This is a genomic window from Denitratisoma oestradiolicum, assembly GCF_902813185.1.
In the GTDB taxonomy this organism is placed as follows: domain Bacteria; phylum Pseudomonadota; class Gammaproteobacteria; order Burkholderiales; family Rhodocyclaceae; genus Denitratisoma; species Denitratisoma oestradiolicum.
The window spans coordinates 3993128-4014779 of the sequence record NZ_LR778301.1 but is presented as its reverse complement, the minus strand read 5'-3'; the positions used below and the strand labels follow the sequence as shown (position 1 = coordinate 4014779).

General features: G+C 62.1%; 21 protein-coding genes. 4 read left to right on the top strand and 17 right to left on the bottom strand.

The features are described from left to right. Positions 1–21: 21 nt before the first annotated feature. The 4 genes from DENOEST_RS18345 to DENOEST_RS18330 all read left to right on the top strand — a co-directional run bounded on the left by DENOEST_RS18345 (position 22) and on the right by DENOEST_RS18330 (position 5915). Positions 22–2667: a beta strand repeat-containing protein gene (locus DENOEST_RS18345; protein WP_145770372.1), complete on the top strand. Its 2646-nt coding sequence runs from the start codon at positions 22–24 to the stop codon at positions 2665–2667. Positions 2668–2837: 170 nt separating this feature from the next. Continuing rightward, positions 2838–4373: a class I SAM-dependent methyltransferase gene (locus DENOEST_RS18340; protein WP_145770373.1), complete on the top strand. Its 1536-nt coding sequence runs from the start codon at positions 2838–2840 to the stop codon at positions 4371–4373. A gap of 82 nt (positions 4374–4455) precedes the next feature. Then, positions 4456–4665, top strand: coding sequence for a hypothetical protein (locus DENOEST_RS18335; RefSeq protein WP_197970657.1), 210 nt, complete (start codon positions 4456–4458; stop codon positions 4663–4665). A gap of 131 nt (positions 4666–4796) precedes the next feature. Further along, positions 4797–5915, top strand: a complete 1119-nt coding sequence (locus tag DENOEST_RS18330) for a hypothetical protein (RefSeq protein WP_145770374.1) — start codon at positions 4797–4799, stop codon at positions 5913–5915. A 36-nt stretch (positions 5916–5951) separates the two neighbouring features. On the opposite strand, the gene DENOEST_RS18325 is transcribed toward DENOEST_RS18330, so the two are convergent. The 17 genes from DENOEST_RS18325 to mnmG all read right to left on the bottom strand — a co-directional run bounded on the left by DENOEST_RS18325 (position 5952) and on the right by mnmG (position 21594). Next, positions 5952–6998 carry an AI-2E family transporter gene (locus DENOEST_RS18325; RefSeq protein ID WP_145770375.1) on the bottom strand — a complete coding sequence of 349 codons (1047 nt, stop codon included), beginning with the start codon at positions 6996–6998 and terminating at the stop codon, positions 5952–5954. A 23-nt stretch (positions 6999–7021) separates the two neighbouring features. Further along, complete coding sequence (can, locus tag DENOEST_RS18320) at positions 7022–7705, bottom strand: carbonate dehydratase (RefSeq protein WP_145770376.1); 684 nt, start codon at positions 7703–7705, stop codon at positions 7022–7024. A 37-nt stretch (positions 7706–7742) separates the two neighbouring features. Next, on the bottom strand, positions 7743–8387 hold the full coding sequence (locus DENOEST_RS18315; RefSeq protein ID WP_145770377.1) for an MBL fold metallo-hydrolase: 645 nt from the start codon (positions 8385–8387) through the stop codon (positions 7743–7745). After that, on the bottom strand, positions 8384–10255 hold the full coding sequence (locus DENOEST_RS18310) for a hypothetical protein (protein WP_145770378.1): 1872 nt from the start codon (positions 10253–10255) through the stop codon (positions 8384–8386). The genes DENOEST_RS18315 and DENOEST_RS18310 overlap by 4 nt, the downstream gene beginning before the upstream one ends. 149 nt (positions 10256–10404) lie before the next feature. Next, on the bottom strand, positions 10405–10827 hold the full coding sequence (locus DENOEST_RS18305) for a F0F1 ATP synthase subunit epsilon (protein ID WP_145770379.1): 423 nt from the start codon (positions 10825–10827) through the stop codon (positions 10405–10407). A gap of 53 nt (positions 10828–10880) precedes the next feature. After that, entirely contained in the window at positions 10881–12278 is a 1398-nt protein-coding gene (gene atpD, locus DENOEST_RS18300; protein ID WP_145770380.1) for a F0F1 ATP synthase subunit beta, read from the bottom strand. Positions 12279–12317: 39 nt separating this feature from the next. Next, positions 12318–13193, bottom strand: coding sequence for a F0F1 ATP synthase subunit gamma (gene atpG / locus DENOEST_RS18295; protein WP_145770381.1), 876 nt, complete (start codon positions 13191–13193; stop codon positions 12318–12320). A 28-nt stretch (positions 13194–13221) separates the two neighbouring features. Then, positions 13222–14760, bottom strand: a complete 1539-nt coding sequence (atpA, locus tag DENOEST_RS18290) for a F0F1 ATP synthase subunit alpha (RefSeq protein ID WP_145770382.1) — start codon at positions 14758–14760, stop codon at positions 13222–13224. A 10-nt stretch (positions 14761–14770) separates the two neighbouring features. Further along, positions 14771–15316 (bottom strand): F0F1 ATP synthase subunit delta, encoded by a 546-nt coding sequence (locus tag DENOEST_RS18285; protein ID WP_145770383.1) that lies wholly within the window; start codon positions 15314–15316, stop codon positions 14771–14773. A gap of 6 nt (positions 15317–15322) precedes the next feature. Then, on the bottom strand, positions 15323–15793 hold the full coding sequence (locus DENOEST_RS18280; RefSeq protein ID WP_145770384.1) for a F0F1 ATP synthase subunit B: 471 nt from the start codon (positions 15791–15793) through the stop codon (positions 15323–15325). Between the two features lie 37 nt (positions 15794–15830). Continuing rightward, positions 15831–16079 carry a F0F1 ATP synthase subunit C gene (atpE, locus tag DENOEST_RS18275; RefSeq protein WP_145770385.1) on the bottom strand — a complete coding sequence of 83 codons (249 nt, stop codon included), beginning with the start codon at positions 16077–16079 and terminating at the stop codon, positions 15831–15833. A 47-nt stretch (positions 16080–16126) separates the two neighbouring features. After that, positions 16127–16993 carry a F0F1 ATP synthase subunit A gene (gene atpB, locus DENOEST_RS18270; protein WP_145770386.1) on the bottom strand — a complete coding sequence of 289 codons (867 nt, stop codon included), beginning with the start codon at positions 16991–16993 and terminating at the stop codon, positions 16127–16129. Between the two features lie 2 nt (positions 16994–16995). Then, on the bottom strand, positions 16996–17331 hold the full coding sequence (locus DENOEST_RS18265) for an ATP synthase subunit I (protein ID WP_145770387.1): 336 nt from the start codon (positions 17329–17331) through the stop codon (positions 16996–16998). Positions 17332–17460: 129 nt separating this feature from the next. Beyond that, complete coding sequence (locus DENOEST_RS18260; protein ID WP_145770388.1) at positions 17461–18309, bottom strand: ParB/RepB/Spo0J family partition protein; 849 nt, start codon at positions 18307–18309, stop codon at positions 17461–17463. Next, a complete protein-coding gene (locus DENOEST_RS18255; protein ID WP_145770389.1) occupies positions 18306–19085 on the bottom strand; it encodes a ParA family protein in 780 nt (259 codons plus the stop codon). The genes DENOEST_RS18260 and DENOEST_RS18255 overlap by 4 nt, the downstream gene beginning before the upstream one ends. A gap of 2 nt (positions 19086–19087) precedes the next feature. Next, a complete protein-coding gene (rsmG, locus tag DENOEST_RS18250) occupies positions 19088–19708 on the bottom strand; it encodes a 16S rRNA (guanine(527)-N(7))-methyltransferase RsmG (protein ID WP_145770390.1) in 621 nt (206 codons plus the stop codon). After that, a complete protein-coding gene (gene mnmG, locus DENOEST_RS18245) occupies positions 19705–21594 on the bottom strand; it encodes a tRNA uridine-5-carboxymethylaminomethyl(34) synthesis enzyme MnmG (protein ID WP_145770391.1) in 1890 nt (629 codons plus the stop codon). The genes rsmG and mnmG overlap by 4 nt, the downstream gene beginning before the upstream one ends. Positions 21595–21652: the final 58 nt, after the last annotated feature.

The window sequence follows — 21652 nt, the reverse complement described above, 5'->3', positions numbered from 1 at the left end:
GGTGGTGCGGGCACTGACACCATGACCATCAACACCATCGGTACAGCTTCACCCGGTGGAGCGACCGTTACCAACGTTGAAACCCTCAAGATCAACACCTCGGGCGCTGGTTATACCCTGGATGCCTCCACCTATACTGGCCTGACTTCGCTGATTTTGAATGACAGTGCGCAGGTGGCCGGTAACATCTCGCTGAACGGGACTGCTGCTACTACCGTCACGACCGCAGGTCAGACCACCGGCACAATCTCTGTGGGCGCCACTACTGCACCCACCGGTGCAGTGACCGTTACGAGCGTGGGCTCCGCTGCCTCCGCTTCTGCTGTTGGCGCAATCACCGTCAAGGGCGGCACGACCGTTTCGGTTACGCAAACTGCGACGAACTCCACCGCAGCAGCCGTTGGTGCCAATGGCACGGCCACCGGTAGCGCCGTTACTGTGACTGGTACTGCCGACACGACCAGCGTTTCCGTCAAGGAGTCTGCTCCGGTTGCTGCTGTTACGGGTGTTACAGCCGTAACCGAGTCAACGGCGGTCACAATCAATGCGACTGGTTTGACGGCAGGTCAATCAGTAACGATTGGCGGATTGACGTATACATCAACTGGCGTAACTACCCAAGCGCAATTGATCGCTGGTTTTACAAGTTTGGCTGCTGGTGCTACTACTGGTGGTGCTGCAGCTACTGGTACATACTCTGGCACCCTGACCGGCTTCTCAAGTGGTGCAAACGTTGGCGGTGTTATTACTTTTACGAGTACTACCGCTAGTTCAAACGTTACAGACCTTGCTGAAACTGATGCTTCAAATGCTATTGATGCGTTGGTAACGACACAGGGCGCTGCATTTGTTCAAGGCGTAGTGGGCGTTGCGGCCGGTGATGTCACCATCACTGACGTGAATTCCACTTCCGCCACCGCTGCTGGCAAGATCACCACGGTCAGCCTGGAGAACTTCGGTGCAGCTACCATCAATTCTGGTGCGTTGGCCACTCTGACCCTGGCCGGCAAAGGCACCAGTGTTGCCGAAACCTCGGGCGCGCTGACCACCGCGACTGCCACCACCCTGGCGTTGAACCTGAACGGCATCACCACCACGGGCGCAGTGACTCTGGACAGCGATTACACGACGGTGAACGTCGCTGCCGGCACAGCTGCGAGCACCCTGAACAGCCTGTCGGCCTCCGGCGCCAAAGCAGTGAACATCAGCGGCGACAAGGCCCTGACTGTTTCTGGTCATACGTTTAATTCGGCTGCTGTAATTACTAGCACCAGCACTGGTGATGTGAAATTCACCGGCGCAATTCTTGCTGGTCAGAAATATGTGGGTGGTAGCGGCGCTGATACGATTACCCTGTCTGCTTCGGGCACAACCGCCATTACAACCGGCGCAGGGAATGATACCGTGACCTATGCTGGCGTGATGGGTACGGGTGGTTCAGTAGATGCTGGTGACGGTACTGATACGATCGTGATGACACGCGCTCAAGGTGTCACTGCGACGGGTTCAACTGCTTTTGCAGCAACTGTCTCAAACTTTGAAGTACTGTCGTTGAGTGATGCCGCTGGTGCCGCTGCCATCGACATGTCCAAGGCAGATGGAATGAACACCTTGTCTATCGCTGGTTCGACTGCTGCATTGACAGTGTCAGGTGCTGCTGCCGACTTTACGCTGGTACAAACGGCGGCGACTACCGTCGCGGGTAGCGTTGCTCTCGCAGTCGACAGTGGTACCACGGACAACGTTAATCTTAAGTTTGCCGCGACCGATGGCTTTACCAACTCCGCTGCATACACGATCGCCAACGTCGAAACTCTCACCATTACCACCGACGACACCGATACGACAGCTGCTACGGCCGCATTTGTGTCCCCGCTGGTTGTTGCTGCTACTAAGACCATCACCATCTCCGGTGACGCTGGCCTGAGTCTGGCTGGTTCCACTCTGACGGCATTGACGAAAGTTGATGCCAGTGGTGTGACGGCGACGGGTGCGGGTGGTGCGGTGACCGTCACGACCGCGGCAACGACCGGTGTTACGCTGACCGGTGGTGCTGGTAATGACGCGCTGACCGGTAGTTCTGCCGCTGGCAAGGCCGACACCATCAGTGGTGGTGCTGGTAACGATACGATTACCGGTGGTTCGGGCAATGACGTCCTGAGTGGTGGTGCTGGTAACGACACGATCACCATCGGCGCAGGCGCCAATACGGTGGATGTAGGTACCGGTACGAATACGGTCTCGACCTCGGCAGTTATGGCTGGCCTGAACGTCATCACCTTCGGTTCGGGTGTGGATACGTTCGATGTCAACCATGTTACGAGCGCTGCCGGTTACTATCCTTCGATCATCGGTATCGCTGCCGGCGATAAGATCGACTTGGTCGGTGCTAGCGTAGGTACATTGGTGGCAGAAGCGACCCTGGGCGCCAAAATCACCCTGGGTGGTGCAGCCACATTCGCCAATTACCTGGATGCAGCCAACGCGGGTAACGGTAGCGGCAACGCTATTGCCAACTGGTTCCAGTACAACGGCAACACCTACGTTACCGTCGATAACGCGGCAGCTGCCACGTACTCTGACGGTGTCGATTTGGTGATCGAACTGGTTGGTGTGGTTGATCTCGCCAGTTCCACGCTGGCCGCTGAAGTTATTACACTCGTGTAAGGACGATAATAGGAAACGGACCTAGTTAATCAGTCCAGCACCCTAGCCCTCGGCTGATTGAGGGCGTAGTACTCAAAACCCCGCTTCTCAAAAGGAGGCGGGGTTTTTCTTAGCACACTCCCCATGTGTTCAGAAAAGCCCCGTACATCTGCAATCTGCGAAGGAAAACCATGACCGACTGGACCGCCGGCTACGTGGCCGACATTGGCTACACCTTTGGCTACTATCAAGAACTCAACCCCCACCGCGTCAAACTCGCGTTTCTGAACCAGGGGCTGGTCTTCCCGGAAGTTGGCAGCGCTTGCGAGCTTGGATTTGGTCAAGGCCTGAGTGCCAACTTTCACGCTGCCGCTTCAGTGACGCACTGGCACGGCACCGACTTCAACCCCAGCCAAGCCAGCTTTGCCAAGGAACTGGCTGGCGCTTCGTGCGCAGGTGCCAAGCTCTATGACGAGGCCTTTGCCGAGTTCGCCAACCGTCCAGACCTGCCAGATTTTGACTACATCGGCCTGCACGGCATCTGGAGCTGGATTAGCGATGAGAACCGCCAGGTGATCGTCGACTTCATCCGCAAGAAGTTAAAGGTTGGTGGTGTGCTCTACATCAGCTACAACACCCTGCCGGGCTGGGCCAGTTTTGCGCCGATGCGCCACCTGATGACCGAGCATGCCGAGGTGCTGGGAACCGAAGGGCGGGGTATTGTCAGCCGCATTGATGGTGCGTTGGACTTCGCTGAGAAGCTCTTGGCTACCAACCCTACATTTAGCCGTGCCAATCCTTTAGTGGCAGACCGCCTCAAAGGCATGAAGGCTTACAACCGCCACTACCTGGCGCACGAGTACTTCAACCGTGACTGGCACCCCATGCATTTCGCCACCATGGCCGAATGCTTGGCGCCAGCCAAACTTCAATACGCCTGCTCGGCCCATTATCTGGATCATATTGATGCGATCAATCTGACCGCCGAACAGCAAGCCTTCCTCAAAGAAATTCCTGACCCGATGTTCCGCGAGACGGTGCGCGATTTCATGGTCAACCAGCAGTTCCGCCGTGACTATTGGGTCAAGGGTGCACGCAAGCTCACTGCGCTGGAGCAGGCCGAGCAGCTCAGACAACAGAACGTCATCTTGGTGACCCACCGCCCCGACGTATCGTTGAAAGTCACCGGTGCTCTGGGCGAGGCCGACATGAGCGAGGCGGTCTACGCTCCCATCCTCGACCTCCTCACCGACCACAAGGCCAAAACCCTCGGCCAGATCGAGCAATCCGTGAAAGACAAGGGGATTGCCTTCGCCCAGATCACCCAGGCCACGATGGTGCTGACCGGGGCTGGTCACTTGGCGTTGGTGCAGGACGATGCCGTGACAGCCAGGGCCAAGAAGCAAACCGACAAGCTCAACGCTCACCTGTGTCAGAAAGCTCGCGGCAGCAACGACATCAGCTATCTGGCCAGCCCGGTCACTGGCGGTGGCTTTGCCGTCAATCGCTTTCAGCAACTGTTTCTGTTGAGTATCGCCCAGGGCAAGAAGCAGCCCGCCGAATGGGCACAGCTCGTCTGGCAGACCATCGCCGCTCAAGGCCAAAAGCTGGTCAAGGAAATCAAGACCCTGGAAACCCCGGAGGAAAACCTCGCCGAACTCACCGCCCAGGCCACGGCTTTTGCGGAGAAGCAGTTGCCGATTTTGAGGGCGTTGCAGATCGTTTAAGGGGAGTTCCCCTCTCTCTCCCGGCCCCTCTCTCCCACAGGGACTTCCTTCGGTCGCAGCGAGTGGAGAAGGGGTCGAGGTCGTGATCGAGAACGCGGCGGGGAAACTGGTGGGCGTCAAGGTGAAAGCGGCCGCCACCGTCAAGGAAAGGGATCTGCGTGGCCCGAGAAAGTTGGCCAGCATCGCGGGCGACCCATTCAAGATGGGCGTATTGCTCTATGACGGTGCCGAGACGATGCCGCTCGGAGACGGAATCTGGGCGGCGCCGTTGTCGACCTTGTGGGGCACATAAAGCCGCGTCCTTGTGATTTGTCAGGGAAGCCGACTTTGCATGACAGAAGCTTAATTCCTGTCTTTTGGCTGATTCCGGGCCTAAGCCATAAAACGTCGCTCTGGGTCCCCCATAAGCGATACAGTTCCATCATGAAAATCTCCATTGCCCGCCCCCGTGTCTTGCGCCCCGATGGGGTGATGCTCCGCCTTTTCGCCGTCCTGCTGGCCGCCTTGCCCCCACTCGCCCTGGCCGCGGGGCCAGCAGAGTGTGCGCCCCAGGACGGGTTGAAGCCCATTTGCGGCCTGCATCAGCCCGGCGATCTGGAGGCCCTGCCCGATGGACGGCATCTGCTGGTGACCCAGATGAACATGGGCAACACCACTTTCGGCGTGAGCTGGAAGCCGGGGCAATTGACCCGGGTGGATGGGGCCAGCGGCGAGAGGGTGCCGGCCTACCCCCGACCCGGTGCCCTGGTGCGCAGCAACCCGCGCAAGGGCTGGGGCGATCCCGCCTGCCCCGAGGAAATCGGTTCCGCCCTGTCGCCAGGGGGGCTGCACCTGTCCCGCCGGAACGATGGTGTCTGGCAGGTGCTGGTGGTGAACCATGGCGTGCGCGAGTCGGTGGAGTTCTTCGAGCTGGGCCGCGACGGTCTCCAATGGCGGGGCTGCGTGGTGGCGCCGCCGACCAGCCTGCTGGGTGATGTGGCGGCCCTGCCCGGGGGAGCCTTTGCCGCCACCAACATGATTGATGGCCACCGGCTCGATCTTGTGGCGCGCATCGGCGCTGTCGTGGCCCGGGGGGAGGACACCGGGTTTGTCCTGACCTGGGCGCCCGGCGCGGGCTGGAAGCAGATACCCGGCTCCGGGGGCACCCTGCCCAAGGGCATCCAGAGCGACAGCGACGGGCGCCATGTCTATTACAGCGTCGGCGGGCTGCGGGCCGAAGTGCGCAAGGTGGTCGTGGCAACGGGGGCACAGGTGGCGACGGCGCCCGGGCTCCAGGCCGAGCGGCTGTCCTGGGATGGCCGGCGCCTGCTGGCCACGGGCTTCGAAGGCCCCTACCGGGCCGATGTCTGCGGCAAGGTGGCAGGGCACTGTCCAGCGCCCTTCCATGTCACTGCCCTCGATTCCTCGACCCTGGCCACGACCCGCCTGTTCAGACAGGATGGAACGGCCCTGGAGGGCGCCACGGTGGCGGTGCCCCAGGGCAAGCGTTGGTTCCTGGGCAGTTTCATCAGCCGGCACATTCTGTCCATTCCCCGCCCCTAACGCGCAGGGTCGCCAGCACTACCCCCGAGGAGTGCGTCAGGCGGGGCTCTCCATGGCGGTCCATTCAATGGCAAGGCGGTAGCCCACCGCCAGCAAGGCCGGGCCAAGGAAGGCGCCAATCACGCCAAAGGCCAGCACCCCGCCAAGCATGCCCAGGAAGACGACGGCGAAGGGAAGGCTGGCGCCGCGGCTGATGATGAAAGGCTTGATCAGGTTATCCGCCATGCTGACCAGAAAAAAGCCCCAGGCGGCAACGAAGGCCGCCCAGCCTGGCTCCCCCTGCTGGAGCAGCCAGATCGCCGCGCCGCCCCAGACCAGGGGTGGGCCAACGGGGACGACGGACAGGAAAAAGGTGGCCAGCCCAAGCAGCACCGCACCGGGTACGCCCGCGATGGCAAAACCCATGGCCGCCAGGATGCCCTGGGCCAGTCCGGTACCGAGAATGCCGTAGATCACCCCGGTCACGGCTCCTCTGGCGATCCCCAGCAGGTAGCTGGCGCGGTCTCTGCTCAGACGGCCCAGGGCGATGCCCAGACGCCGGGACAGCGCCTCGCCATGCAGAAAGAAAAAGAAGGCGAGAAATATGGACAGGGCAATGTCAATCACGCCCTGGCCGACAATGCGGCCCCCGACCAGGGCGGCATCCTTCGCCGGCTTGGCCAGTTTCTGCAATTCGACTGTCAGTTGCGCCCCGTCGTGAGCGAACCTTTGCCAGTAGTCGTAGCCGGACTGTCCGACCAGGGGCAGTTTGGCCAGCCATGCGGGCGCGTCAGGCAAGCCGTTCTGAAACAGGGCGGTGGCGGCTCGGTCGAGTTCGGCGACGTTGTCGGCCAGCACCAATGCCACGATGGCCACCGGCCCAAGCAGAACCACGGCCACCAGCAAAATCATCAGGCTGGCCGCCACGACCCGGCGCCCTCCGACACGGCGATCCAGCCAGAGAAAACCCGGCCAACTGGTCGAGGCCAGGATGGCGGCCCAGACCAGTGCGGTAAGAAAGGGCCACAACACCAACAGGCAGCCCCCGACCAGCAAGGAGAGCGCGAAAACAGTGGGAACACGATCGAATGGGGGGCGCGGCATGTTCGTCTCCCGATGAAATCGGGCTAGCCGCAGGAGGTGTCGCAGGTGCAGCAACCACCGGCAGCAATGTCGGCCAGGGCATGTTGGTAGCTGGCAGCCACGTCTTCCGGTCGGGAGATGGTGATTTCGGTATCCCGCATCAGACCGTCGGTCAGGCAATAGACCCAGCCGTGAAGGGTCAGCTCCTGGCCCCGGGCCCAGGCATCGCGCACCACGGTGCTGTGGGAGAGATTGACCACTTGCTCGACGATATTGAGTTCGCAGAGTCGATCCGTCCGGTCTTCGCCGGAAAAGCGATCCAGCAGGGCCTGGTGCTTGTCCCGCACATCCTGAATCATCCGCAGCCAGTTGTCGATCAGGCCCAGGCGCTCGTTGTCCAGGGCAGTCCGCACGCCGCCGCAGCCATAGTGCCCCACCACCATGATGTGGCGCACCTTGAGCACATCCACCGCGAACTGCACCACCGACAGGCAGTTCAGATCGGTATGGGCCACCATGTTGGCGATATTGCGATGAACGAAGACTTCGCCCGGCAGGAGGCCGGTGATCTGGTTGGCCGGAACGCGAGAGTCCGAACAGCCGATCCACAGGTATTCGGGGGATTGCAGTTCCGCCAGCTTGGAAAAGAAGTCCGGGTCCTCGGCACGGATTTTTTCCGCCCAGCGCCGATTGTTCTCGAACAGGTGTTCCAGGTTTCTGTTTTTCATTTTTTCAGGTCCGCTACAGCGCTTTCAAGGTCCTGCCTCAGAACAGGTCATCGGCCACGAAGGGGTTGGTGCGGCGCTCCCGGCCGAAAGTGGAGTTGGGGCCGTGGCCAGGGACGAATTCCACCTCATCGCCCAGGGGCCAGAGCCTTTCCCGGATGGAGCGGATCAGGGCGCGATGGTCGCCGCCAGGCAGATCGGTGCGGCCGATGGAACCGGCGAACAGCACGTCCCCCACCCAGGCCATGGCGCTGGCGCGGTGAAAGTAGATCACATGCCCTGGGGTGTGCCCCGGACAATAGCTGACTTCCAGGGTTTGCTCGCCGAAGTTCACTACATCGCCCTGCTCCAGCCATCGGTTGGGCGTGAAGGCCTCGCCGCCGAAACCCAGGCCGAAATGCCGCCCCTGTTCGGGCAGGGACTGGATCAGGGCTTCTTCGCTACGCTGGGGGCCTTCGATCGGGATTCCCAACTGATGGGCGATGGTGCCAGCGCCGCCGGCATGGTCCAGGTGGCCGTGGGTGAGGAAAATCTTTTCCAGGGTCACGCCGGCCTTGGCAACGGTGGCCAGGATGCGCTCGGTGTCGCCCCCCGGGTCCACCAGGGCGGCGCGTTGGCTTGTCTCGCAGATCAGCAGGGAGCAGTTCTGCATGAAGGGTGTCACGGGGATGATGGTGTATTTCATGTCACGAGTTCAGCGATGGCATAGAGACAACCGACGGCAACCAGCAGCAGCAGGGGGTAGAGCCACCAGGGGGCGCTCTTGTCGGCATAGGGATCGGTCAGCGCCCGTTCCGCGCCCGGCGGCAACTGGGCCAGACCGGTCAGGGAGGTGCCGAAGGGAATGTTGATGCGGGCCCGTGCATTCACGGCCCAGCCATTGGCATCCAGCAGGGGGCCCAGGTTGCGGGAGCGCAGCTTGAACCAGGCAATCACCATGGCCGGGCCGGAGACTATCAGCAGCAGTGCCATCAGGGCAAATGGCCACTGCCAGGCCTTGAGGTTCAGCAGACCGGTCACGGTGGCGGCGATGGCGGTGCCCAGGGCACCCACCGCCAGGCCGATGGCGGCAAAGATGCCGGCGAACTTTCCCACATCGAAGGGCGGAGACGGAGCTGCCGGCGCCGCCTGGGGCGAGGCCGCCCGCTGCCCCATTTCCAAGGCCGCCGCGGCCATCCGCGCCTCGGCCGCGCCGGCCCGGCTGGCCGCCATTTTCTGCACCTGCTCGGAAATGAAGCGGCTCAGGCGGCGATAGGGCGACCAGAAGGCCTGGCGCAGGCTGATGGGGTGATCCACGATACGGGTGATGGTGGCATCCCAGTCCCGGCCCTTGCGGTCATAGAACACGCCATTGCGCCCCGCCAGCAACTGGTCCGCATCGCCGGCGGTGAAGGCCGCGGCGATGGTGGTCTTTTCCTCGCCTGCCTCGCCTCGCCTGACGCAATCGCAATACACCAGGCACATCCGGGACAGGGTGGCCAGTGCCCCATGACGGACCGGATCGGCCACGGTCACGCACAGTTCCGCCGCCCTGCCGTCCAGATACAGCGTGCCGCACTGAAACACGGCCTTGCCCCGCCGGGTATAGAAATCGCGAAAGGCCACGAAGTTGTTGGCCAGGGGCATCAGGTCGCGCACGTAGCGGGCCAGCCGCTCCAGATCGGCCAGGGCGCTCGCGGCGACACCGACCTCCCCGGGCCGGGCGGCCAGCCACTGGCCATAGGGAGCGAGGGCTTCCTTGGCGGCCGTCCATTGGGCTTCGCTCAGCCCGTCCAGGGCGCCCAGCAAGGGGGTCAGCAGCATCTGGTTAAGAGTTTTCACCGGCTCCGCCCAGGCTGGATTCAGGCCGATATCCAGGGGCAACGCCCGCCCGGCCTCGATGCGAGCCAGGGGCAGGCCGGCCAGGGTGTCAGCCGCCAGCAGGGGCGGCGCGGACAAGGTTCTGTAGGTGGCCTCATCGGCGTTGAGGGCCGCGCCGGCACAGTCATCGAAGGCGGCCAGGCGGCAACGCAGAAAATAGTCGTCGATCTTCCCGCGCACCGCTTCCAGCGCCTCGTGGGCCACCGCTGTGGCTTCTCCCAGGGGACTGCTGACGGCAGCCTCCCGCCAGGCGCCCTCGGCTGCTTCCAGCCAGCGGGTTTCCGCCGCGGCAATTTCCTCCACGCCGATGGGCTGATCCTCGGGCCGTCCCAGATCGGCGACTATCGCCCGGGCCGCCTGGTAAAGCGCCGAATCTGCCTCTTCCCGAATGGCATCGAGAGGCACCCCGGGCAGATCCTGTCCCAACACCTCGGTACGGCTCAGACGCTGGCCGGCCCAGGCCACGGCAGCAATCAGCTCCGGGGCACGGATGTGGCCGTCGCCATCGCTGTCGATCAGGCGCAGGGTTTCTTCATCGAACGCTATGCCCCGGGTAGGGCAGGAAAGGGCTACCCATAGCTTCTGGTCCAGGTCTCCGATGGCCAGCAGATCGGCGCCGCTGTCGAGGCGAACCTGATCGAAACCACCGGCTCGGAAAAATCGCCACGAATGGCTGGAGACGAAGGGATTCATGAGCAGACCCTTGAAGATTGCAGGACTCTATTTATAAACGATATTCCGTGTGGCCGTGGCAATACACGCCCCCTTCCCCGACTATCGCTGATGCAGACGACAAAAAAGGCAGCCGAGGCTGCCTTTTTTGTCGTGTCGGACAAGCAGATTCAGTGGCCGTGCTTGCGCAGTCGCTGAATGGCCGCCAGTTGTGCCACGGCTTCGGCCAGTTCGGCCTGGGCACGGGCATAGTCCATTTCGGAGCCCCGGTCGTGCATGGACTCCTCGGCCTTGCGCTTGGCTTCCATGGCCTTGGCTTCGTCCAGGTCACGGCCCCGGATGGCGGTATCCGCCAGCACGGTCACCAGCCCCGGTTGCACCTCCAGCATGCCGCCGGCGACGAAGATCAGCTCTTCCTTGTCGTGAGGCAGTTTCAGGCGCACGGCACCCGGCCTGATCCGGGTCATCAGCGGCATGTGGCCAGGCAGAATCCCCAACTCGCCGGCTTCACCGGGGAGGGTCACGAATTCTGCCAGACCGGAGAAGATGGACTCTTCCGCGCTGACGACGTCTACATGAATGGTCATTGCCATATTTGTACTCCGTGAGGAGTGAAGAGTAAAGGCCCGGAAGCCCTCAGCCCTCACTACAAGGTCTTGGCTTTCTCGAAGGCTTCCTCGATGCCGCCCACCATGTAGAAGGCCTGCTCGGGCAGGTTGTCGCATTCGCCTTCCACGATCATCTTGAAGCCCTTGATGGTGTCCTTCAGGGTCACGTACTTGCCGGGAGAGCCGGTAAACACTTCGGCCACATGGAAGGGCTGGGACAGGAAGCGCTGGATCTTGCGGGCGCGGCCCACGGCCAGCTTGTCTTCCGGCGCCAGTTCATCCATGCCCAGAATGGCGATGATGTCGCGCAGTTCCTTGTAGCGTTGCAGGGTCATCTGCACGCCGCGGGCCACGGAGTAGTGCTCCTCACCCACCACCAGCGGATCGAGCTGGCGGGAGGTGGAATCCAGGGGATCCACGGCGGGGTAGATACCCAGGGCGGCGATGTCCCGGGACAGCACGACGGTGGAGTCCAGGTGAAGGAAGGTGGTGGCGGGCGACGGATCGGTCAAGTCATCCGCAGGCACATACACGGCCTGGATGGAGGTGATCGAACCCACCTTGGTGGAGGTGATGCGCTCCTGCAGGCGGCCCATTTCCTCGGCCAGGGTGGGCTGGTAGCCCACGGCGGAAGGCATGCGGCCCAGCAGGGCGGACACTTCGGTACCGGCCAGGGTGTAGCGGTAGATGTTATCGACGAAGAACAGGATGTCGCGGCCTTCGTCGCGGAACTTCTCGGCCATGGTCAGGCCGGTCAGCGCCACGCGCAGACGGTTGCCGGGAGGCTCGTTCATCTGGCCGAACACCATGCCCACCTTGTCGAGCACGTTGGAGTCCTTCATCTCGTGGTAGAAGTCGTTGCCCTCACGGGTACGCTCGCCCACGCCGGCGAACACGGACAGACCGCTGTGCGCCTTGGCGATGTTGTTGATCAGCTCCATCATGTTCACGGTCTTGCCCACGCCGGCGCCGCCGAACAGGCCCACCTTGCCGCCCTTGGCGAACGGGCAGATCAGGTCGATCACCTTGATGCCGGTTTCCAGCAGCTCGGTGGCGGGGGACAATTCGTCGAACTTGGGTGCACGGGCGTGAATCGGGCGAATTTCATCCGCCTGGATCGGGCCGGCTTCGTCGATGGGACGACCCAGCACGTCCATGATCCGGCCCAGGGTGCCATGGCCCACCGGAATGGAGATGGCCGCGCCGGTGTTCTTCACGCTCATGCCGCGGCGCAGGCCGTCGGAGGAGCCCAGGGCGATGGTACGCACGATGCCGTCGCCGAGCTGTTGCTGTACTTCGAAGGTCAGGCCGGTCTCGGCGTTGCCAATGTTGGCGTCGTCGAGAACCAGGGCGTCATAGACCTTGGGCATGGCTTCGCGGGGGAACTTGATGTCCACCACGGCGCCGATGCACTGGACGATGTTTCCGTTGCTCATGGTTGTTTCCTCAATGCTAAAAATCCGTTAACCCGCTGATCAGCCCGCAATAGCCGCCGCACCGCCGACGATCTCGGAAATCTCCTTGGTGATCGCCGCCTGCCGGGCCTTGTTGTAAACCAGTTGCAGTTCCTTGATCACGTTGCCGGCGTTGTCGGTGGCGGACTTCATGGCCACCATCCGCGCGCTCTGCTCGGAAGCCATGTTCTCGGCCACGGCCTGATAGATCAGGGCTTCCACGTAGCGCACCAGCAGATCGTCGATCACGGTCTGGGCGTCCGGCTCGTAGAGGTAATCCCAGGAGCCGTCGGGAGTACCGAGCCGCTCGCCCGTGAGGGGCAGCAACTGCTCGATCACTGGTTCCTGCTTCATGGTGTTGATGAAGCGGGTGTAGGCCACATACACGGCATCCAGCTCGTCGTTCTGGAAGGCGTCGATCATGACCTTGATGGGTCCGATCAGTTTTTCCAGATGGGGCGTATCGCCCAGTTGGGTGACATGGGAAACGACCTTGCCGCCCATGCGCTGGACGAAGCCGAGACCCTTGTTGCCGATGCAGGTGGCGCGGATGTCGCTCACGCCGTCTTGTTCCCATTGCCGCATGTTGCTCAACAGCAGGCGCAGGATGTTGGTGTTCAGGCCGCCGCACAAGCCCTTGTCCGTGGTCACCAGGATCACGCCGACCCGCTTCACCGGTTCCCGCTTGACCAGGAAGGGATGGCGATAGTCGGTCACGTTGGCCTGGGAGAGGTTGGCCGCCAGACGGCGAATTTTCTCGCTGTAGGGGCGGGCGGCCCGCATCCGTTCCTGCGCCTTGCGCATCTTGGAGGCGGCCACCATCTCCATGGCCTTGGTGATCTTCTTGGTGTTCTGGACGCTCTTGATCTTGGTGCGGATCTCTTTTCCGACTGCCATGATCGCTCTCCTTAAAAGGGTTTAAGGATTACGCCCAGGACTTCTTGAACTCTTCGACCGCGGCCTTCAACTGCGCCTCGGCGTCCTTGTCCAGGTCCTTGGAAGTCTCGATCTTGCTCACCAGATCAGCGTTTTTCTGCTTGACGAACTGATGCAGGGCGGATTCGAAAGGCAGAATCTTGGCCACATCCACATCGTCCATGTAGCCTTCGTTGGAGGCATACAGGGAGATCGCCATTTCCGCCACCGACAGGGGGGCGTACTGGGGCTGCTTCATCAGTTCGGTCACGCGGCGGCCGCGCTCCAGCTGCTTGCGGGTGGCTTCGTCCAGGTCGGAGGCGAACTGGGCGAAGGCCGCCAGTTCCCGGTACTGGGCCAGGGCCAGACGCACACCGCCACCAAGCTTCTTGATGACCTTGGTCTGGGCCGCGCCACCGACGCGGGACACCGAGATACCGGCGTTCATGGCAGGACGGATGCCGGCGTTGAACAGGTCGGTTTCCAGGAAGATCTGACCGTCGGTAATGGAGATCACGTTGGTCGGCACGAAGGCGGACACGTCGCCAGCCTGGGTTTCGATCACCGGCAGGGCGGTCAGGGAGCCGGTCTTGCCCTTGACCTCGCCGTTGGTGACCTTTTCCACGTAGTCGGCGGAAACGCGGGCGGCGCGCTCCAACAGGCGGGAGTGGATGTAGAACACATCGCCGGGATAGGCTTCGCGGCCGGGGGGGCGGCGCAGCAGCAGGGATATCTGGCGATAGGCCCAGGCCTGCTTGGTCAGATCGTCATAAACGATCAGGGCGTCCATGCCGCGGTCGCGGAAGTACTCGCCCATGGTGCAGCCGGCGTAGGGGGCGATGTACTGCATCGCGGCGGATTCGGAGGCAGTAGCCGCCACCACCACGGTGTATTCCATGGCGCCGTGCTCTTCCAGCTTGCGCACCACGTTGGCGACGGTGGAAGCCTTCTGGCCGATGGCGACATAGACGCAGAATACGCCCTGGCCCTTCTGGTTGATGATGGTATCCACCGCGACGGCGGTCTTGCCGGTCTGGCGGTCGCCGATGATCAGCTCGCGCTGACCGCGGCCCACGGGCACCATGGCGTCGATGGCCTTGAGGCCGGACTGCACGGGCTGGGACACGGACTGACGCCAGATAACGCCGGGAGCAACCTTCTCAACCTTGTCGGTGAGTTTGTTGTTCAGGGGCCCCTTGCCGTCGATCGGCTCGCCCAGGGCATTGACCACGCGACCCAGTACTTCGGGTCCGACCGGCACTTCCAGAATACGACCGGTACATTTGACGGTGTCGCCTTCGGTGATGTGCTCGTATTCACCCAGGATCACGGCGCCGACGGAGTCGCGCTCCAGGTTGAGGGCCAGACCGAAGGTGTTGCCGGGAAATTCCAGCATTTCGCCCTGCATCACATCGGCCAGACCGTGAACGCGGCAAATGCCGTCAGTGACCGAAACCACAGTGCCCTCATTGCGGGCGGTGGCGGCCAACTGCATGTTCTGGATCCGGCTCTTGATCAGGTCGCTGATTTCAGAGGGATTGAGGTTCATGGAATTGCTCCTAATTCTTTAGCGCGGTGGCCATGGCGGCAAGCTTGCCGCGGACGGATGCGTCGATGACTTCGTCGCCGATGGCGATGCGGACACCGCCAATCAGTTCAGGCACGGTGCGGACAGTCGCCTTGATCTTGCAGTTGAACTTGCGCTCGAGATCGGCCACGAGGACCTGCAAGGCGGCATCGTCCATGGGGAAGGCCGACTCCACGTCGGCATCCTTGCTGCCTTCGTGGCTGTTCTTCAACTCATCGAACAGTTGGGCGATTTCCGGCAGGAAAGTCAGCCGTTCGTTATCCACCAGGACACGGACAAAGTTCTGCTGCTCGGCCGAAAGTCCCTCACCGACCACGTCGGTGAATAACTTGGCCAGTTGCTCGGGCATCAGGCGGGGACTGGCGATGCACTCGCCCATCTCCGTCGCGGCGGCCACGGCCGCCATGCGCCCCAGGGACTGGGACCAGGCAGCCAGGGCAGCGCCGTTACCGGCGCCCTTGGCCAACTGGAACGCGGCCTCTGCGTAGGGACGCGCCAGGGTGACGTTCTCGGCCATGGCGGATCAGAGCTCCGACTTGAGTTGGGCCAGCAGATCAGCGTGGACCTGGGCGTTGATCTCCTTGCGGAGAATCTTCTCGGCTCCGGCCACAGCCAGTTGGGCCACATGCTCGCGCAGGGCCTCCTTGGCACGCTGGGAAGCAGCGGCGGCTTCGGTTTCGGCGGCTTCACGAGCAGCGGCGACGATGCGCGCAGCTTCGGCACGGGCTTCGTCCAGAAGCTGGGCAGTCTGCTTCTCGGCACCAACGCGCAGATCGGCAGCGGACTCGCGTGCACGGCGCAGCTCGTCGGTAGCCTTTTTTTCCGCGTGGACCAGATCGGCTTTTGCCTTGTCCGCAGCCGCGAGCCCGTCGGCGATCTTCTGCGCCCGCTCGTCCAGTGCCTTCATGATGGGGGGCCACACGAACTTCATCGTGACCCAGGCCAACACGAAGAACACAACCAGCTGGGCAAACAGCGTTGCGTTCAGATTCACGGTATTCGCTCCTTAAAAGCGTGTTTAAGGGAAGCGATTACTTGAGGATGAACGGGTTGGCGAAGGCGAACATCATCGCGATACCAACGCCGATCAGGAAGGCGGCGTCGATCAGACCGGCCAGCAGGAACATCTTGGTTTGCAGGGCGTTCATCAGCTCGGGCTGACGGGCGGAAGCCTCAAGATACTTGGAGCCCATGATGCCAATACCGATACAGGCACCGATGGCGCCCAGACCAATGATCAGACCAGCAGCCAGAGCAACAAAACCCAGAACGTGTTCCATGACAACTCCTTTAGTTGAAGATTAAGGTTAAAAAGGGGACTGCGAAATCAATGACCTTCATGGGCCTGGCCGATATAGACCAGGGTCAGCATCATGAAGATGAAGGCCTGCAACACCACGATCAGGATGTGGAAGATGGCCCAAACGGACCCGGCCAGCACCTGGCCGATCCACAGTGCCACCCCGGTACCATCGGCGGACCAGGCCGCACCCATCAGGGCGATCAGCATGAACACCAGCTCACCCGCATACATGTTGCCGAACAACCGCATGCCGTGGGAGATGGTCTTGGCGGCGAATTCGATCAACTGCATGGCGAAGTTGATCGGATAGAGCACCGGATGGCTGCCGAAGGGCGCGGTGAACAGCTCATGGACCCAGCCGCCGAAGCCCTTGATCTTGACGTTGTAGTAGATGCACAGCAGCAGCACACCGATGGACATGCCGAGGGTAGCGTTGAGGTCGGCGGTGGGTACCACGCGCATGTAGGCGTGATGGTCGCCGGTAATCGCCTGCCAGATATTGGGCAGCACGTCGAGGGGCAGGAAGTCCATGGCGTTCATCAGGAATACCCAGACGAATACGGTCAAAGCCAGGGGTGCCACGTACTTGCGGGACTCCGCCGAGTGAATGATGCCCTTGGCCTGGTCGGAGACCATCTCCACCATGAACTCCACCGCCGCCTGAAAGCGGCCGGGCACGCCGGACGTGGCCTTGCGCGCCGCCAGCCAGAGCAGGAAGACGGTGATCAGGCCGAGAGTCACCGAATAGAACAGGGTATCAACGTTGATCACCGAAAAATCGATGATGTCGGCCTGTTTATGCCCTGTGGAATTGAAGTGGGTGAGGTGGTGGACAATGTAATCGCCCGCCTTGGGTGCCTGGGCGGCAGCTTCTTCGTGACCGGTCGCCATATTCAAGTCTTTAGCAAAAATGCAAATAAGTTCGCCTTCAGCGCCGCGAACAGACCGACGAGCAGTGACAGCCAATGCACGTCGAAATATCGCTGCGCCAGGGCAAGAATTCCGATCGTCGCGACAACCTTGAAAAACTCAGCAGCAAAAAAGGTCGCCGTGCTGGCGCGGCCGCTGGCGGCCGCGATTTTCAGGCGTAGAACAAAGGCCAGATTGGGCAGGAAGTAGGAAGCGCCACCGATCAATGCGGAAACCGCCCCCCGCGTGCCGACCCAAAAACCGGCAATTGCCGTTACCAGGACCACCGCCACGAATTGCAGGAACAGGACTTTATGCACGCCCCTGTTTCCCTTTGAGCAGGTCCGACCACGCCAAAGGGGCGGGAATATACGGCTTAAGACGGCCGAAGTCAAATCCGGGCACCAATTCGCCAACACTTTCAATATATATCTTATAGATGACCATTGTCAGCGCAACCGGGCCAGAATCCCGTCCAGTTGATCCAGGCTGGAGAAACGGATGGTGAGGGCGCCGGCTCCCTTGCGGTTGGCAGCGATCTTGACCATGGCACCCAGACCATCGGAAAGCTCCTCCTCCAGACGCAGCAGATCACGATCAGCCCCCCGGTCGGTGGCTTTTTTCTCCACCGGATGCAGTTCCCGATTAACAATGCGCTCGGTTTCGCGCACCGAGAAGCCTTTATCCACCACCAGTGCCGCCACCCGGCCTTGCTCCGTCTTGGGCAGGGGCAACAGAGCTCGGGCATGGCCCATTTCAATGTCGCCAGCCATCAGCATGTCCTGGGCCGGCTTGGCCAGATGCAGCAGGCGCAGCAGGTTGGTGGCGGCCGGACGGGAACGCCCCACGGCATCGGCAGCCTGCTGGTGGGTCATGCCGAATTCGTCGATCAGGCGTTGCAGGCCTGCCGCCTCCTCCAGAGGATTGAGGTCCTCCCGCTGGATGTTCTCGATCAGGGACATGGCCAGGGCCGCGTCGTCGGGAATATCCCGGATCAGTACCGGTACCTCGATCATCCCAGCAATCTGGGAAGCCCGCCAGCGCCGCTCACCGGCGATGATTTCATAGCGACCACCGCCCACCGGACGCACCGAGATGGGCTGGATCAGGCCCTGGGACTTGATGGAGGCCGCCAGCTCCTCCAGGGAACCGGGATCCATGCGGGTCCGGGGCTGGTATTTGCCCGGTTGCAGGTTGCTCACCGGCAGGGTTTCCTGACGACTGCTCTCGGGGGCATTGTTGGCCGCCAGCAGCGCATCCAAACCCCGTCCGAGCCCCTTCAGCTTTGGCGGATTCATTGTTCTTCCTTCCAGATTTTTACCCGCTCGATCATTTCGGCGGCGAATGTCAGATAGGCCTGGGCGCCCTTGGAGCCCTTGTCGAACACCACCCCGGGTATGCCGTAGCTGGGGGCCTCGGCCAGACGCACGTTGCGCGGCACCACGGTCTTGAACACCTTGTCGCCAAAATGCTGCTCCAACTGATCCGAGACCTGTTTCGACAAGGTGCTGCGTGGGTCGAACATGACCCGCAGCAGGCCGATGATGCGCAACTCCCGGTTCAGGTTGGCATGGACCTTCTTGATGGTATTCACCAGATCGGACAGGCCTTCCAGGGCATAGTACTCACACTGCATGGGAATGATCACCCCGTGGGCGGCGCACAGGCCGTTCAGGGTCAGCATCGACAGGGATGGGGGACAATCAATCAGGACAAAGTCATATTCCTGCCGGTGGGCCTGAAGCGCCCGCTTGAGGCGCACCTCGCGCTGCTCCAGACTTACCATCTCCACCTCGGCACCGGCCAGATCCCGATTGGCCGGCACCACATCGTAACCGCCACTGGGAGAGCCAACCCGGGCATCGGCCAGTTCGTTCAATCCAAGCAGAACCTGATAGACCGAGCAAGCCAGGCTGCCCTTGTCCACGCCACTGCCCATGGTGGCATTGCCCTGGGGGTCCAGATCCACCAGCAGGGTGCGTTGCCCCTGCTGGGCCAGGGCTGCCGCCAGATTGACACTGGTGGTGGTCTTGCCCACTCCGCCCTTTTGGTTGGCGATGGCGAAGATATGCATCGTCAGCTTCTCTCCAGCACGATTAAATGTCTTTCAGCCTTCAGGCCAGGCACAAGCAACGGATAACTCTCCGTCATCCGCCAAGGAGCGGGAAGACGGGCGATTTCTGCCTCGGGGAACAGACCTTTCATGGCCAACAGGCGCCCTCCCTCGGCCACCAGATGGCCGGCCAAACGGGCAAAATCCGCCAGTTCGGCAAAGGCGCGGGAGGTCACGGCCTCGAATTGTCCCTCAAAGCGCTCCACCCGTCCGCAATGCATGGTGAAATTTTCCAGTTTCAGCTCTATCCGGGCCTGTTGCTGGAAAGCGGCCTTTTTCTGTACGGTCTCCACCGAGGTGATTGCCAGGCCAGGCCGGGCAATGGCCAGGGGAATGCCGGGCAGACCGGCACCACTGCCTATGTCGGCAAGGTTATGCACTTCGGTCAGATAGGGCGCCAGACTAAGAGAATCGAGCAGATGATGCGTAATCATCTCGCCCTCGTCCCGGATTGCCGTCAGGTTGTAGGCCCGGTTCCATTTCTTCAGCAGCTCCAGGTAGGCCAGCAGACGGGGCTCGGCCTCGGCAGGCAGGCCAAGGGACAGGGCGGCAAGTCCCTGGTGCAGGGTTTCGGCCGGCGTCAAGCGGCACCCTCCCGAGGTAAGCGCCGCTTGAGGTGAACCAGCAGCAGGGAAATCGCCGCCGGCGTCACCCCCTGGATACGGGAGGCCTGACCCAGGGTTTCCGGCCGGTGCTGGTTCAGCTTCTGCTGCACCTCAATGGATAGGCCACGCACCTCCCCATAATCCAGATCCACCGGCAGGGCCAGGGTTTCATTGGCCAGGGCTTTTTCCACCTCGTCCTGCTGACGATCGATATAGCCCTGGTATTTGGCCTGGATGCTGACCTGTTCCACCACTTGGGCATCCTCCAGGGCCACCCCGGCATCCGGCAGGGTCAGCAGGCTGGCGTAGGAGACCTCGGGGCGGCGCAGCAGATCGAACAGGCGATATTCCCGCTCCATGGGCTTGCCCAGCACCCGGCAGGCCTCACTTTCGGGCAGCAAGCGCGGATTGACCCAGGTGGCCTTGAGCCGCTCCACCTCCCGGGCGATGGCTTCCCGCTTGCGGCAGAAGGCGGTCCAGCGCACCTCATCCACCAGGCCCAGTTCCCGGCCGATCTCGGTCAGGCGCAGGTCGGCGTTATCCTCCCGCAGGGAGAGCCGATATTCGGCACGGCTGGTGAACATCCGATAGGGCTCGGAGACGCCCCGGGTGATCAGATCGTCGGCCAGCACCCCCAGATAGGCCTGATCCCGGCGCGGGCACCAGGGAGTCAGCTCCCGGCAGTAGCGGGCGGCATTGACGCCAGCCAGCAGCCCCTGGGCGGCGGCCTCCTCATAGCCGGTGGTGCCGTTGATCTGGCCGGCGAAGAACAGCCCGGCGATGGACTTGGTTTCCAGGGACGCCTTCAGGTTGCGGGGATCGAAATAATCGTATTCGATGGCGTAGCCCGGGCGCAGGATATGAACATTCTCCAGACCCCGGATGGAGCGTACCAGGGCCAGCTGCACATCGAAGGGCAGGCTGGTGGAGACGCCCTGAGGGTAGATTTCATGGGTGTTCAGCCCCTCGGGTTCCATGAACACCTGATGGCTGTCCTTGCCGGCGAAGCGATGGATCTTGTCCTCGATGGAGGGACAATAGCGAGGTCCGACCCCCTCGATCACCCCGGTGAACATCGGCGAACGGTCCAGCCCGGCGCGGATGATGTCGTGGGTGCGGGCATTGGTGTGGGTGATCCAGCAGGGCACCTGGCGCGGATGCTGAGCGGCCGAGCCCAGGAAGGAAAACACCGGGACCGGATCATTGCCAGGCTGAGGTTCCATCACCGAGAAATCGATGGTACGGCCATCCAGACGCGGCGGCGTGCCGGTCTTGAGCCGGCCCACCGGCAATTGCAACTCCCGCAGGCGCTGGGCCAGGGAGATCGAAGGGGGATCACCGAAGCGACCGGCGCGGAAATTCTCCAGCCCCACATGAACCAGACCATTAAGGAAGGTACCGGCGGTCAGCACCACCGCAGCGGCCTCGAAACGGATGCCGATCTGGGTTACCACCCCGCTCACTCGGTCGCCTTCCAGGGTGAGATCGTCCACCGCCTGCTGGAACAAGGTCAACCCTGGTTGATTCTCCAGGCGACTGCGAATCGCCTGTTTGTAGAGCAGGCGGTCGGCTTGGGCCCGAGTGGCGCGCACTGCCGGCCCTTTGGAGGCATTAAGAATGCGGAACTGGATACCAGCCTCGTCAGTGGCGGCCGCCATGGCGCCGCCCAGGGCATCCACCTCCTTGACCAGATGCCCCTTGCCGATACCACCAATGGAGGGATTGCAGGACATCTGCCCAAGGGTCTCGATGTTGTGCGTCAGCAGCAAGGTGTTGGCCCCGGCCCGCGCCGCCGCCAGGGCAGCTTCGGTGCCGGCATGGCCGCCGCCAACAACAATCACATCAAAACGGGTGGGATACAACATCACGGGAAGCGGAGAAAAAGAGGCGCAATCATACGCTTCCCACCGACAAAATCGAAGC

Coding starts and splice junctions, on each gene's coding strand:
- DENOEST_RS18315 (WP_145770377.1), bottom strand. CDS start 8,387: ATGAAATACACCATCATCCCCGTGACACCCTTCATGCAGAACTGCTCC.
- DENOEST_RS18330 (WP_145770374.1), top strand. CDS start 4,797: ATGAAAATCTCCATTGCCCGCCCCCGTGTCTTGCGCCCCGATGGGGTG.
- DENOEST_RS18340 (WP_145770373.1), top strand. CDS start 2,838: ATGACCGACTGGACCGCCGGCTACGTGGCCGACATTGGCTACACCTTT.
- DENOEST_RS18285 (WP_145770383.1), bottom strand. CDS start 15,316: ATGGCCGAGAACGTCACCCTGGCGCGTCCCTACGCAGAGGCCGCGTTC.
- DENOEST_RS18345 (WP_145770372.1), top strand. CDS start 22: ATGACCATCAACACCATCGGTACAGCTTCACCCGGTGGAGCGACCGTT.
- atpE (WP_145770385.1), bottom strand. CDS start 16,079: ATGGAACACGTTCTGGGTTTTGTTGCTCTGGCTGCTGGTCTGATCATT.
- atpB (WP_145770386.1), bottom strand. CDS start 16,993: ATGGCGACCGGTCACGAAGAAGCTGCCGCCCAGGCACCCAAGGCGGGC.
- mnmG (WP_145770391.1), bottom strand. CDS start 21,594: ATGTTGTATCCCACCCGTTTTGATGTGATTGTTGTTGGCGGCGGCCAT.
- DENOEST_RS18310 (WP_145770378.1), bottom strand. CDS start 10,255: ATGAATCCCTTCGTCTCCAGCCATTCGTGGCGATTTTTCCGAGCCGGT.
- can (WP_145770376.1), bottom strand. CDS start 7,705: ATGAAAAACAGAAACCTGGAACACCTGTTCGAGAACAATCGGCGCTGG.
- atpA (WP_145770382.1), bottom strand. CDS start 14,760: ATGAACCTCAATCCCTCTGAAATCAGCGACCTGATCAAGAGCCGGATC.
- DENOEST_RS18255 (WP_145770389.1), bottom strand. CDS start 19,085: ATGCATATCTTCGCCATCGCCAACCAAAAGGGCGGAGTGGGCAAGACC.
- DENOEST_RS18305 (WP_145770379.1), bottom strand. CDS start 10,827: ATGGCAATGACCATTCATGTAGACGTCGTCAGCGCGGAAGAGTCCATC.
- DENOEST_RS18325 (WP_145770375.1), bottom strand. CDS start 6,998: ATGCCGCGCCCCCCATTCGATCGTGTTCCCACTGTTTTCGCGCTCTCC.
- atpG (WP_145770381.1), bottom strand. CDS start 13,193: ATGGCAGTCGGAAAAGAGATCCGCACCAAGATCAAGAGCGTCCAGAAC.
- DENOEST_RS18260 (WP_145770388.1), bottom strand. CDS start 18,309: ATGAATCCGCCAAAGCTGAAGGGGCTCGGACGGGGTTTGGATGCGCTG.
- atpD (WP_145770380.1), bottom strand. CDS start 12,278: ATGAGCAACGGAAACATCGTCCAGTGCATCGGCGCCGTGGTGGACATC.